General features: G+C 59.4%; 11 protein-coding genes. 10 read left to right on the top strand and 1 reads right to left on the bottom strand.

Annotation, left to right across the window (positions count from 1 at the left end; all coding sequences use genetic code 11):
- The first annotated feature begins 4 nt into the window (after positions 1-4).
- The 7 genes from BMH52_RS06680 (at position 5) to BMH52_RS29515 (ending at position 7,261) form a co-directional block, all read left to right on the top strand.
- Positions 5-406, top strand: coding sequence for a cytochrome c (locus BMH52_RS06680; RefSeq protein WP_073843229.1), 402 nt, complete (start codon positions 5-7; stop codon positions 404-406).
- A 79-nt stretch (positions 407-485) separates the two neighbouring features.
- Entirely contained in the window at positions 486-986 is a 501-nt protein-coding gene (locus BMH52_RS06685; RefSeq protein WP_073843231.1) for a sigma-70 family RNA polymerase sigma factor, read from the top strand.
- Positions 987-1,012: 26 nt separating this feature from the next.
- Positions 1,013-1,963, top strand: coding sequence for a FecR family protein (locus tag BMH52_RS06690; RefSeq protein WP_019818704.1), 951 nt, complete (start codon positions 1,013-1,015; stop codon positions 1,961-1,963).
- A gap of 97 nt (positions 1,964-2,060) precedes the next feature.
- A complete protein-coding gene (locus tag BMH52_RS06695; RefSeq protein ID WP_019818702.1) occupies positions 2,061-4,454 on the top strand; it encodes a TonB-dependent receptor in 2,394 nt (797 codons plus the stop codon).
- Between the two features lie 471 nt (positions 4,455-4,925).
- Positions 4,926-5,708 (top strand): type III secretion effector protein, encoded by a 783-nt coding sequence (locus tag BMH52_RS29260; RefSeq protein WP_256575750.1) that lies wholly within the window; start codon positions 4,926-4,928, stop codon positions 5,706-5,708.
- Positions 5,709-5,999: 291 nt separating this feature from the next.
- Positions 6,000-6,167, top strand: coding sequence for a hypothetical protein (locus tag BMH52_RS29510; RefSeq protein WP_020301887.1), 168 nt, complete (start codon positions 6,000-6,002; stop codon positions 6,165-6,167).
- A 176-nt stretch (positions 6,168-6,343) separates the two neighbouring features.
- A complete protein-coding gene (locus BMH52_RS29515) occupies positions 6,344-7,261 on the top strand; it encodes a type III secretion protein (RefSeq protein WP_256575751.1) in 918 nt (305 codons plus the stop codon).
- 8 nt (positions 7,262-7,269) lie between these two features.
- Here the strand turns inward: BMH52_RS29515 and BMH52_RS06715 are convergent, their stop codons facing one another.
- A complete protein-coding gene (locus tag BMH52_RS06715) occupies positions 7,270-8,421 on the bottom strand; it encodes an MFS transporter (protein ID WP_073843233.1) in 1,152 nt (383 codons plus the stop codon).
- A 350-nt stretch (positions 8,422-8,771) separates the two neighbouring features.
- On the opposite strand from BMH52_RS06715, the gene BMH52_RS06720 reads away from it, so the two are divergent.
- From BMH52_RS06720 to BMH52_RS06730, 3 genes are all read left to right on the top strand, one after another.
- Positions 8,772-9,758, top strand: coding sequence for a hypothetical protein (locus tag BMH52_RS06720; protein WP_020301889.1), 987 nt, complete (start codon positions 8,772-8,774; stop codon positions 9,756-9,758).
- A 296-nt stretch (positions 9,759-10,054) separates the two neighbouring features.
- Positions 10,055-11,950 carry a type VI secretion system tip protein TssI/VgrG gene (tssI, locus tag BMH52_RS06725; RefSeq protein WP_073843235.1) on the top strand — a complete coding sequence of 632 codons (1,896 nt, stop codon included), beginning with the start codon at positions 10,055-10,057 and terminating at the stop codon, positions 11,948-11,950.
- Positions 11,950-12,786 carry a DUF4123 domain-containing protein gene (locus BMH52_RS06730; protein WP_073843237.1) on the top strand — a complete coding sequence of 279 codons (837 nt, stop codon included), beginning with the start codon at positions 11,950-11,952 and terminating at the stop codon, positions 12,784-12,786. The genes tssI and BMH52_RS06730 overlap by 1 nt, the downstream gene beginning before the upstream one ends.
- The last annotated feature ends 7 nt before the right edge of the window (positions 12,787-12,793 follow it).

Below are 12,793 nucleotides of genomic sequence, written 5' to 3' on the forward strand. Positions count from 1 at the left end.
TGGAATGCAGGCGCGGGCCGATACCAGATTGATCAAACTGTTAGTCAGCGGCGTCTTGGCCGTTTTATCACTGACTCAAACAGCCCTGTGCCTTGCCGATAACAGCCATGGTAAAACGCTGTATCTACAGCGCTGTGCTGTATGCCATGGGCCCGATATCAAAGGCACCGGGCCATTGGCTAAAAAAAGTAATCCGCCAACCCCCGACCTGACAACCGCCGCCTTCAAGAAACGACTCCATGAATATCCTGGCGTTATTGTCTCCTCGGTCATTCTTCGCCCCAATGGCAACCTGATCCCCAAGACGCTGCAAGACAATGGCGTAAAGATCGCGCCACATGCCTGGAGTGTTAAAGACTTTCGCGATTTGCATCAATACATGAGTGAGGTCATTTCAAACAGATAGTGGGTGGGCGATGAGCAGCAATTGCCCCACTTAATAGGAAGCATTACCATTCACGCCCCGCCTCCCCAGTGCTCTCGCGATGACTCCTCAGCCGCCCCGCAGAACAGGCTTTTTCGAGCACTACGAAGAGTTGATCGGCACCTGGACACGCCGCCTGAGAAACCGTCAGCAAGCCGAAGACCTGGCGCACGACACCTTCGTGCGTGTGCTTGAGTCCGCTGCCTGCGAGGTGGCGCAACCGCGCGCCTACCTGCATCAAACCGCGCGCAATATTGCGGTGGACGCCTACCGCCGCGAAGACCGTCGCGAGACGTTGACGCTGCAGGTGGTTGATCACAGTACGCCGCACAGTAGCGACCCGGAACATTACATGCACGCGATCCAATTGGCCGACGCCATCGAGCGGGCGCTGGCCGAATTGCCGCTCAACTGTCGCAGGGTTTTTATCTGGCAGAAGATCGAAGGGCTCACCCAGCAGGAAATCGCCACACGCCTGGGGCTGTCTAAAAACATGGTGGAAAAGTATATGATCCGCACCTTGCGGCATCTGCGTGATCGTCTGGATGCGAGCGCGCCATGACCGGCTTTGAAACAGGATCTTCCACGATGGATAACCGTGTCCGTGATGAGGCCGCGCAGTGGTTTGTACGCCTGCAAGACGGCCCATTGAGCGCCCAGGAACGTCAACGTTTCGATGCCTGGCGCAGGTCGCAGCCCGCGCATCAGTACGAAATCGATGTGCTGCAAGGGCTATGGAGTGCGACGGATTTGCTGCCCAAGGCCCGCTTGCAGGCGCTGGGCGATGCGCCAACCGAGCGCCTTGGACGGCGTGCGCTTCTGCGTTATGCCGTGGCCGCCAGTGTGGTCGCCGTTGCAGTGGGCCTGGGTGCGTACAGCGGTCTGGGGCAGCCAAAGCCCTACAATGCCGAATTCAGCACGCGGTTAGGCGAGCATCGTCAGGTGACCTTGCCTGACGGTTCCGTGATGGACCTCAACAGCCGCAGCGTGGTCGCGGTTCGCTACGAAAAGAGCCGTCGGGGCGTAGAGCTCAAGCAGGGCGAGGCGATGTTCAGCGTGCAACATGACGCCGAACGCCCGTTTGTGGTCGCAGCCGGGGCAGGGCAGGTGACCGTCACCGGCACGCGCTTTGATGTACGTCGGGAGGCAGACCAGACCCGCGTGGCGGTCGAAGCCGGCACGGTCAAGGTGCAGGGCCGGGCATCCGATCACATCGTCACGCTCACCGCCGGGCGTGGCACCCATGTCGATCCCCAAGGCCAAGTGGCGGCGGCCTACGCGGTGAACCCTGAAGAACTGACCGCGTGGCGCAGCGGTAAACTAGTGTTCAACAACGCCACCCTGGTAGACGTGGCGCGGGAAGTGTCGCGCTACCGCGAGCAACCGCTGCGGGTCAGCACGGCAGCGGTGGGCAACCTGCGCTTGACCAGCGTCTTCAAATCCAGCGACACCGACGCTTTGCTCAAGGCCTTGCCCCACATCCTGCCGGTCGCCTTGCGCACTTTGCCGGACGGTAGCCAGGAAATTATTTCACGCTGACGTTCAGGTTTTTTTCGAGTTCTTCGTCTTCTCGTACAACTGCAACTGGTTTGCATTAACGGCTGCGCATGCTTGCGATCACAGGACTAGGTTCGACGTGAAAAAACTTGCTCTTCACAACAATAAAATTTCCCGCTGGGCGCCCTTGGCCCTGGCCGTTGCCATCAGTACCGCACAGGCTGCCGAGGGCATCCACATTCGTGCCCAATCCCTCGGCGCAGCCTTGAGCCAATTGGGCCAGCAGACCTCGCTGCAAGTGTTCTTCAGCCCCGATATGGTGGCTGGCAAGCAAGCTCCCGCGGTCGATGGCAACCTCTCGCCCGAACAAGCCCTGCGGCAATTACTGCAAGGCAGTGGCCTGGATTACCAGATTGACGCCGGCTCCGTGACCTTGCGTCCGGTGCGCAGCGGCACCGGTGAAGCGGGCTCACCGCTGGAACTGGGGGTCACCGATATCAAAGTGGTGGGCGACTGGCTTGCCGACGCCGATGCCGAAGTGGTGCAGAACCACCCCGGTGCGCGCACGGTTATTCGCCGCGAGGCCATGGTAGAGCAGGGCGCGATGAACGTCGGTGATGTGCTGCGCCGTGTGCCTGGCGTGCAAGTGCAGGAATCCAACGGCACCGGCGGCAGTGATATTTCCCTCAACGTCGGTGTGCGCGGGCTGACGTCACGCTTGTCGCCGCGCTCCACCGTGCTGATTGACGGCGTACCGGCTGCGTTCGCTCCCTACGGCCAGCCACAGCTGTCGATGGCGCCAATTTCTGCCGGTAACCTGGAAAGTATCGACGTTGTCCGTGGCGCGGGTTCGGTGCGTTATGGGCCACAGAACGTCGGCGGCGTGATCAACTTCGTAACCCGTGCGATCCCGCAAGACTTCTCCGGGGAAGTCGGCACCACCCTGCAAACGTCTGCCCACGGGGGCTGGAAGCATGTGGAAAACGCCTTTATCGGCGGCACGGCCGACAACGGTATCGGTGCCGCGCTGCTGTACTCCGGAGTCAATGGCAACGGTTACCGCAACAGCAACAACGGCAACGACATCGATGATGTGATCTTCAAGACCCACTGGGCGCCGACCGATCAAGACGATTTCTCGCTGAACTTCCACTATTACGATGCCAGCGCCGATATGCCCGGCGGCCTGACCCAGAAGCAGTTCGATGCCAACCCGTACCAATCGGTGCGTGACTGGGACAACTTCAGCGGGCGCCGCAAGGACATCTCCTTCAAGTACATCCGCCAGATCGACGACCGCACCCAGGCCGAAGTGCTGACTTACTATTCCGACAGTTTCCGTGGCAGCAACATTGCCAACCGCGACCTCAAGACCCTCAGTTCCTACCCGCGCACCTACTACACCTTCGGCATCGAGCCGCGTGTGTCCCATGTGTTTGACCTGGGGCCCAGTACCCAGGAAGTCAGCGTGGGCTATCGCTACCTCAAAGAAGGCATGCACGAGGAGGCCACCAGCCTGAACCTGGTCAACAACGTACCGACGCCGGGCGGGCAGAGCGACGGTCACGTGTATCAGGACCGCACGGGGGGCACTGAAGCCAACGCCTTCTATATCGATAACAAAATCGATATTGGCAAATGGACCATCACCCCGGGCATTCGCTTTGAAGATATCCGTACCGAATGGCATGACCGCCCAGTCGTGGCCCTGAACGGCAAGCGTACCGAGGAAAAACGCCGCGAGGTCCACAACAACGAACCGCTGCCGGCGCTGAGCGTGATGTACCACGTGTCTGACGCCTGGAAACTGTTCGCCAACTACGAAACCTCCTTCGGCAGCCTGCAGTATTTCCAACTGGGCCAGGGCGGTACCGGCGACCAGACGGCCAACGGCCTGAACCCGGAAAAGGCCAAGACCTACGAGGTCGGTACGCGCTACAACGACAGCGTCTGGGGCGGCGAAGTGACGCTGTTCTACATCGACTTCTCGGATGAACTGCAATACGTCAGCAATGACGTGGGCTGGACCAACCTCGGCGCCACCAAGCACAGCGGCATCGAAGCATCGGCCCATTACGACCTGTCCAACCTCGACCCGCGCCTCGACGGCCTGACCGCCAACGCGGGTTTCACCTACACCAAGGCCACCTCCGAAGGTGATGTGCCGTTCAAGGGCCGCGACCTGCCACTGTATTCCCGCCAAGTGGCGACCCTGGGCTTGCGCTACGACGTCAACCACTGGACCCACAACCTGGACGTCTATGCCCAGTCCGGCCAACGGGCGCCAGGCACCGGAACCACCTACATCACCCAAGGCACCGCGGATGGCCAATACGGTGATATCCCTGGGTATGTCTCGGTCAACGTGCGCAGCGGTTATGACTTTGGCGCGCAGTTGTCGAACCTGAAGCTGGGCGTGGGCGTGAAAAATGTCTTCGACCAGCAGCATTACACACGCTCTAGCGACAACAATGCAGGGTTGTACCTGGGTGAGCCTCGCACGTTCTTTGTACAGGCAAGCGTCGGGTTCTGATCTGTCGTCTCTGGGAAAAATCGCAACCTCAGGGGGGCGATTTTTTTTGCCTGGGCAAAGCGCTCCGCGCACTCATTGCTGCAAGACCACACTCTGTTTCCTACATCACCACAGCACAGATTATGGCTGGATCAGGAACTGATTCCCACGCAAAACCACACATGGGAAAGCTGATGGGCTTCGACACTGCGTTGGAGCGACAAGCTGAAAATCGCCCACTGTATGGAGAAACTTATGTCGGTATCGATGTTGGATACACCCGTCTCTGCTTCATCAACGCCTGACCTTTCACAGGCCAGCGCCAAGGCCGAGGTCAAAAACACGCGCCAGGCTGCACCTTCCTTCAAGGGCCAGAATGCTGCCCATGTGAATTTTCAATCGGGGGACAACAAAGCCGGGCCGGTATTCGGTAACCCCCAGGCACCCACCTCCGCAGCTGAAGTGCCTGGACATCACCACAGATCACCGGCGATGCAGAATTTCCTGGGCCAACTCCCGCACTGGATCAGTCATTGGTTCTTCGGGCATCGGCCGTCTATGCATCCTGGCTGTGGGCATCCGCCGCCAAAGCCGAACCCAGGTTGCAGCAACCCGCCACCCAGGCCGAACCCCATTGGGAGTAATCCGCCACCGAGGCCGGACCCCACTGCAGGTCGGCCGTATCCGCCCGCCCCCGGCAGGCCTGATCCGCAGTACTCGCTGAAAAATAGAGAAGAGCTGGCGCAGCAGTTGCGCGATAACTTCAACGCCTTCAGAGACCCGAAGAACCCTGGTTCCATTAGCGTTGACAGCATTCTTGCAATGGCAAAAAGAGGGTGGTCGCCCAACCCCGTCATGAACGAGAACATTCGCCTGGCCAATGAACTGCTACGACGTCCGGAACTGATGGCCGCATTGGACCGGCACGGTTCCACGGGCGCTTTGGATGGCCTGATCGACCGGCACAGCCTGAACGCGGTAATCAAAGGAGAAAACTACTTCAAGTACAAGACCGACAAGGAACTGGCCGGTGAGCTGCTTGAGCATTTCGACGAGTTGAAAAACGGGAGCGGGGGCTCAAGCCTTAAAATCCGCGACCTGAAAAAGTGGGCCCGCCAGCCACTTACCGGCGACGCAGCCAAGGACCATCTGATTCAGTTATCCCAGGAAATAATACTCAAGCGCAGTGATCTGCTTGAAAAAATGGATAACCGCGCCAGTAAAGATGACGACGGGAAAATCAGCCGTACAGGGCTGTACTTGTTGTCCCGCTGACCGCTCATCAGGCGCCGCCTCTCGGGGGCGGCGCCAGTCCAATATGTTTCAAGGAACGAATTACGCCCATTTGCCACAGAGGTGATACTTGCGGTTGTAATTCGACCCGCCGCTTTTCAGATTCTGAATGAGGGAAAACATATGACTTCAGCCTCGTTTAATTCTTCCCCAAACGGTCCCATCGACCTGTTGCGCAGTACCCAACGTACAAGTCCACCAGTATCCAAGGAGCGCGGCCCCTCGCGTAGCTTCCCTTTTGCGTCGACGGAATATGAGGCAGAAGCACGGCGTATGAAGGCTTATGCCGGCGAGCGTAGATTCCAGGCGCCCGTGTCGGACGACTTTTCCCGGGGCATGCTGGCAGACCCGCAGGTCAGGGGGGAGGGCGCCGATTCGTTGAACGACACGGGCTTGATCAATTGCCTGGCAGGCTGGTGGCGTAGGCGCAAGCTGGGTTAACCGCGGCTGACCACGGTTTTACATATTGTCATTGGTAGGTATCGTTGACTCGGAACTGCCGAGTTCCTCCAACCACACATGAGGTGCCTGCCTGGGTAGAGTCCATTCGTTGATTTTGCCCATCAAGGTAAAAATCACCCTGCGGATATGCATCTGAAAAGTGTTGGAGAAAACCCATGACAATCGAGGGTGTATTACCTTCCGGACGGCCTCTGCCCCCCGACAAGCCGGCCGTACACTCAACTACGTCATCAGCGGCCATCCACCCTGAGGCCTGGCATCAGCCCCCTTCATCGACGTCGGGCGAGGGGTCGCGCAAGCCTTTTCTTTTACGCGGAACATTGTCCGCTCTACGCCATCGTGACTTGCAGAACTTTCCCCTTGGGCGGGCCAGTGGTACCCCGCCGGGTGCTAGCTCAACGGACAACCAACTGGCGAAGGCCCTGGAAAAATCCTTCGGCCTGCTGCACTCCTTTCTGAATGATGGGCGCTTGACGTGGATGTCTTTGCAGCGGATCGCCGTTCATCCTATGGGTGAAAGCGAGGCGTTGGACGGCGTGATTCAGGTCGTCGGGGAAATGCTCAAGCGCCCGCGGTTAAGTGACGCGATCTTCAGTCGTGACGGCGATATCACCCGTGACAGCCTCCGCGCGGCGGCCCAAGCGTTGCAGGGGAACAGCTCGGCAACCGAGTTCAGTCAGGACCCGTTTCATGCGCAAGGCAATGCGCAGGTGGTGGAGGCGCTACAAAGCCAGTTTCCGCTGTTGAGAGACAAGGCCATGGACCGAACCTACCTGTTTGAACCGCATCAGTATGTTGAAATAGCCAGGCTGCGGGAGGTCATGCAGGACCCGCATGAGGTTGATCAGCAGGGCGCGCCGGTGCTGGATGCGTCCACGGGCATGCCCCAGTCCAAATACAGCGAACTCTGTGTCTACACCGCGAAGAACATTATTGAGCGTCCAGGTTTGCTGCCTTCGTTGGAGCGCGCCAATGGCACACGACTATTTGGCCCGCCTCACAAAGAGGGGTGGCTCAGCAACAAAAGCCTCGAACGCTGGCATGAGCAAGACGCCGCACGCAAGGCACGCTGAAAGGCAAGCTACACCTTGAGGACTTTGCCGCTGATGGCCACCGCCGCCAGCAATACGGCGATCAGGATGAAGGCAGTGCTCAAGCTGCTGCCGTGGGCGATAAAACCAATCACGGCGGGGCCGGCGAGAATGCCGGCGTAGCCCAATGTGGTGATGGCAGGCACTGCAATATGCTCCGGCATTACCGTTTGCTTACCCACGGCGGTGTACAGCACCGGCACGATATTCGAACACCCGGCCCCCACCAGCGCATACCCCAGCAGCGCAGTTTCCCACGCAGGCAATAGCGTCGCGAGGAGCAAGCCGGCACAGGCCAGCGTGCCGCCCATCACGATGACCCGCGTGGGGCCCAGGCGTCGAACAATCGCATCACCGGTCAGGCGTCCAGCGGTCATGGTCAAGGCAAATGCCGCGTAGCCCAGGCCGGCGTAAGCCTCATCCAGGCCGCGCTCGGCGCTGAGGAACACAGCGCTCCAATCCAGTACGGCGCCTTCAGCCAGGAACACGATGAAACACAGGCAACCGATAAACAACACCACACCATGGGGCACTGCAAATGCCGGCCCCGAACTTTCACTGCCATAAGGCAGTAAGTGCGGTGCAGCCTTCAACAGCGCCGCCAGTGTAATAAACACCACCACCAGGGTCGCCTGCAATGGCGACAGGCCCAGGCCCAGCAACCCCGCAACCCCCGCAGCGCCGACAATGCCCCCCAGGCTGAACAAACCATGGAAACCCGACATCATGGTTTTGCCACTGGCGCGCTCAACGATCACCGCTTGCAGGTTGACGGTGGAGTCCACGGTGCCCAGGCCTGCGCCAAACAGGAACAACCCGGCAATCAGCAACGGGATGGAACTGACGGTGGCCAGCATCGGCAGAGCCAGGCAGATCATCAGTGTCCCTGCGCTCAGCACGCGTCGGCAACCGTAACGCGAGGCCAGCGCGCCCGCTGCCGGCATTGCGATGATCGACCCCACCCCCAGGCATAACAGCAGCAGGCCAAGGGTGCCTTCATTCAGATTCGCACGCGCCTTGGCGTACGGCACCAGCGGCGCCCAGGCGGCGATACCAAAACCTGCGATAAAAAAAGCGATGCGGGTCGACATCTGCTCCAGTCGCCCGGGAACCACGGGGGCAGGAGTGGGAATGGCAGTCATGGAAAATCCTTGGTTTGGCGTTCAACGAACGATGTCCGGCGCGACATCCTTGCATATCAGGCCCTCTTGAGCGAATCGGGTTCCGTTGGTGTTACGGGGCGTGAGGCAAATTCTTTTTACAAACACGGAACGCTTTGGTGGCCGGTCACCACGTAGAAATGATCGAGCCTGTAGGAGGTGGGCTGGAAGGTGTGTAATCCCTGCAGGAGTGGCTGAACCCCAGGTTTCTTGTGGAGGATTACCACCTTCCAGCTCACTTCCCACAGACCGGCCGTTGTGTAATACGCTGCTGTCCCGATAGTAGATAAGTGAACGGACGAACCGATGAAGAATTTCCGGTTGGCGTGGTTATGACCCGATTCTACGACGCGCGCGGCAATATCTATGGGGTGGTCAGCCCCGCCTATTTATGCCGCCAGGGTATTGCCGTGCCCGACACTGCCGGCTTGGCTGCGAGCACGCGTAAGGCGTGGGCCGCATCGGCGATTGCGTCGGAATGTGGTTGGGGTTCGTTGCCGCGTCCTGCTGGTGCCAAGGCGCATCGCTGCGATGGTTTGTTGGTCGGGCCATTTCAGGCCCAGCCACCGTTTGATCTGCTGATCATCAATACCGACGGCTCTCTCGCCGAACGCAGTGGTAATGGGCTGACTATCTTTGCCCAAGCGTTGACCGACCAGGGTTTGCTGGTCCATGGCAGCGAGTTGCGGGTGTATCACGACAAGCCGGATGCGGTATCGCCCGTAATCACCTGTGTCGAGCCGGCTGAGCATGAACAGGTGCCAGGCTTCTGGCTGGCCTTGGGCCGGCCCGAGTTTGGCCCCTTGGCGGTGGGGGCGGTTGGCGTGAGCCCGGTGGCTGTGGGGCGGCATGAACTCAGTCGTGTGGCAGCCTTGACGTCGCTCAATCCGCAATGGGGGAGCAGTCAATTTGTCCGGGTTGGCAACCCCCATTGTGTGACGCTGGTTGAGCAGGTTTCGGCATTGCCAGGCTGTGACACGATGCATCAGTCGGTACTTTTCAAGCAGTTGAAGGCCATCGCTTTTGCACCGCCGGCAGGGTGCGGCCAACCCTGTGTCGGTGGGGTCAACCTGCAATGGGTTGCTCGAGACGCTGGCAATCGAATCATCGCACGCGTATTTGAGCGAGGAGAGGGGCCTACGGCGTCCTCGGGGACCAGCGCCAGTGCAGTGGCGTGCGCGGCATGGCGAGCAGGTTGGGTTGAGGGGGGCGACGTAGCGGTGGTAATGCCGGGTGGCACGGCGCCAGTGCGCTTGCAGATCGAATCAGGAGACGTGCTGAGTGTTAGTCTTTTCGGGACAGCGCAATTAAAAGTCTGAACATCGGAAATGACTGATGCCTTAAATAAGCGTCAGCCGTTTCCTTAAAACTCAGTTAAGAGAGTACAAGCCGCAGTCAGAGTTTGCCTCTAATTATTAGATGATTTTTTGGCTGTATTTATATTCTGTAAAAGACACTTCCATCTTTGCTGTACGAAACTTCTTTATTATTTCTGAAGGGCCGAAAGTCGCCTGAAATCGCTAAGCTTTAGCGCATTCAGGTGCTTTTTCTCAATCCAAATGGCGTTGACGAGGGAAAGCTGTTCAAACGAAAAGTTGAAGACGGGTAACAAAGGATGGTTAACGCGTTTGTTTCGTCACGTTTCAAATTGGTCCTTGCAGGTATAAAGACAGATTTTCAGATAGTGGCATTCAAAGGCAGCGAAGCCCTCGACCAGCCCTACTTTATACAGGTGCAGTTAGTCAGCGAAGACCCCTCCCTTGACCTGGAGGCATTGCTTCATCAACCCGCCTATCTGCACTTGGGCGAAGCAGGTCAGGGCTTGCATGGGCAAATCTTTGCCATCGGTCGGGATGATCCCGGTATGCGGCTCGCCCTTTATCACCTGACACTGGCGCCACGTCTGGCATCCCTTGCCTATCGTTGCGACCAGCGGGTTTTCCAGCAGCGCAGCGTACCGCAGATCATTGTTGCGGTCCTCGAACAGCACGGCATCTTCGCCGACGCCTATGCCTTTGAGCTCGGGCCGGTGGTGTATCCACCACGCGCCTTTTGCGTGCAGTACAGGGAGTCCGACCTGCATTTCATCCAACGGCTGTGTGAAGAGGAGGGCATTCACTATCACTTTCGTCACAGCGCAGAGAATCATCTGCTGGTGTTTGGTGATGACCAGACGGTGTTTCGCCGGTTGCCGGTACAGCGTTATTGTTCCTCGGCTGATCCATCGCTTGGGGCCCCGGTCGTCCAACGTTTCGACCGGCGCCTGGTCACGCGCAGCCGGCGCACCGTACGTCGTGACTATGACTTTGAGCACCCTTCGTTTCGCCTGCATGACCAAGCCGGTGCCGGGCCGGCGGATCCTTTGGAAGACTATGGCTACCCTGCTGGCTTTACGGGCCATGCACGTGGTGCGAAGCTGGCGCGACGCAGCCTGGAGCGTCACCAGCGTGATCGCCATCGAGTGCTGGGCAAGAGCGATCAACCGGCGCTATGCAGTGGCCACTTCCTTGAACTGTGTGATCACCCGGACCCAGCCTGCAACGACTTATGGTTGCTGACCTCGGTGCGTCATGAGGGTTACCAGCCGCAGGTGCTGGAGGAGTCGATCGTTGATGCCAATGGGTTCCAAGGCTATCGCAACCGGTTCACTGCAACCCCCTGGCGCGCAGTGCATCGACCTGCCCTCAAGCACCCCAAACCGACGATCAGTGGCAGCCAGACCGCGACGGTAACCGGGCCTGCCGGCGAGGACGTGCACTGCGATGCCTATGGCCGTGTGAAGGTGCGCTTTCATTGGGATCGCGCGGACAAGGGCGACGAGACGAGCAGTTGTTGGCTGCGCGTGGCGTCCGGTTGGGCGGGTGATGGGTTTGGCGCCATGGTCATTCCACGGGTGGGCATGGAAGTGCTGGTGAGCTTTTTGGAGGGCGACCCGGACCAACCCCTTGTCACCAGTTGCCTGCCCAATGCATCGCACTTGCCGGCGTACGCTTTGCCGCAGCACAAGACACGCAGCGTACTGCGTAGCCGCAGCTCGCCGGGCGGCGGAGGCGCCAACGAGTTGCACTTGGAAGACCGGCGCGGCGAAGAACTCATCTACCTGCGTGCCCAGCGTGACCTGGAGCAACGGGTGGGGCATGACAGTCGCCTGGAGGTGGAGGGCGATAGCGTGACTCGCGTTGGCAAGAGCTTGTTGATCGAAGCCGGGCAGCAGGTTCATCTCAAGGCCGGCGCCAGCCTGGTGATAGAGGCCGGCGCACAACTGAGCTTGAAGGCAGGCGGGGAACACCTGGTGATGCAAGCCGGCAGTATTTCCAGCAGCCGGTCCATCACTCTGGGCGGTTCGCCGTCTGCAAGCCGTTCGGTGAACCCATCAGGGGTTGCCGGCACGCAAATCTCTGCTGTGCAAAACGTCATCATGGACTTGGCCAAGCAACTGGGCGCCGACTTTTGCCCTCTGTGCGAAGGCTGCCGCGAAGGCCTGTGCGATATCCCAGGGAGGGCGGCCTGATGGACAGCTTGCTCCATTGTTGGATGGCCCAACAACAGCAGAGCGGACACCCATTGTGCCTGATGCTTGATGGTAACCACGAGGCTCGCCAACGCCTGATGGCAAACCGTGCTCCGTCGCACTATTGCAACCTCTACAGCGAGACCGCTGCGGCGGAGTTGGCGAATACAGGCCCGCTCATACTGTTACTGGAACAACTGAATGAGCCTGCCTTGGCCGACCTGTTGCTACACCCCGAGTCGAACTGGGGCTGGCTCGCCAGCCTGTCGGCCAGCGACCTGGTGGGTGTGGCGCGCCATTGGCGCGAGAGACTGCTGCGGGGGCCAGAAGGCCAACAGGCGCTTTATCGCTTTCACGACAACCGCACCCTGGCGCGTGCCTTGGCCCATCTGGCCGAGGAGCATTGGCCGGTCTACCTCGGGCCACTGATCAGCGTGTGCTATTGGCACGAAGGCCGTTGGTGCCACCACGAAAACCCTGCACCGGGCGACTACCCTGTGCCTGAGCCCCCGCCGTGGCTCAACACACCCAACCCCCAGGCCGAAGCCATCCTGCACGCTAATATCCTGCGCTACCTGCTGGCTGAGCACAGTGAAGACCTGGCGGCATTAGTCGAATTCCAAGACCCCAGGATTTGGCTGGCCCAGGTACTGGAACAGGCGCGCACCTGGCAATGGCGGGAGCCGGAGCAGCTCGAATTTTTGGTGGTGCGCCGGTTGGCAGAGTCGACCGGCAACAGTGTTATTCATTGGTTACCGAGGATTGGCGAGGCGCCAGGGGAGCATTTTGAACGAGTGGTGGAGCAATGGCACGGGGAGGTAGGGAAAGGTGAATAGTTGGATA

Origin of the sequence: Pseudomonas sp. BTN1 (assembly GCF_001907715.1) — a bacterium.
GTDB classification, from domain to species: Bacteria; Pseudomonadota; Gammaproteobacteria; order Pseudomonadales; family Pseudomonadaceae; genus Aquipseudomonas; species Aquipseudomonas paracarnis.

Coding starts and splice junctions, on each gene's coding strand:
- BMH52_RS06680 (WP_073843229.1), top strand. CDS start 5: ATGCAGGCGCGGGCCGATACCAGATTGATCAAACTGTTAGTCAGCGGC.
- BMH52_RS06685 (WP_073843231.1), top strand. CDS start 486: ATGACTCCTCAGCCGCCCCGCAGAACAGGCTTTTTCGAGCACTACGAA.
- BMH52_RS06690 (WP_019818704.1), top strand. CDS start 1,013: ATGGATAACCGTGTCCGTGATGAGGCCGCGCAGTGGTTTGTACGCCTG.
- BMH52_RS29260 (WP_256575750.1), top strand. CDS start 4,926: ATGCAGAATTTCCTGGGCCAACTCCCGCACTGGATCAGTCATTGGTTC.
- BMH52_RS29510 (WP_020301887.1), top strand. CDS start 6,000: ATGAAGGCTTATGCCGGCGAGCGTAGATTCCAGGCGCCCGTGTCGGAC.
- BMH52_RS29515 (WP_256575751.1), top strand. CDS start 6,344: ATGACAATCGAGGGTGTATTACCTTCCGGACGGCCTCTGCCCCCCGAC.
- BMH52_RS06715 (WP_073843233.1), bottom strand. CDS start 8,421: ATGACTGCCATTCCCACTCCTGCCCCCGTGGTTCCCGGGCGACTGGAG.
- BMH52_RS06720 (WP_020301889.1), top strand. CDS start 8,772: ATGACCCGATTCTACGACGCGCGCGGCAATATCTATGGGGTGGTCAGC.
- tssI (WP_073843235.1), top strand. CDS start 10,055: ATGGTTAACGCGTTTGTTTCGTCACGTTTCAAATTGGTCCTTGCAGGT.
- BMH52_RS06730 (WP_073843237.1), top strand. CDS start 11,950: ATGGACAGCTTGCTCCATTGTTGGATGGCCCAACAACAGCAGAGCGGA.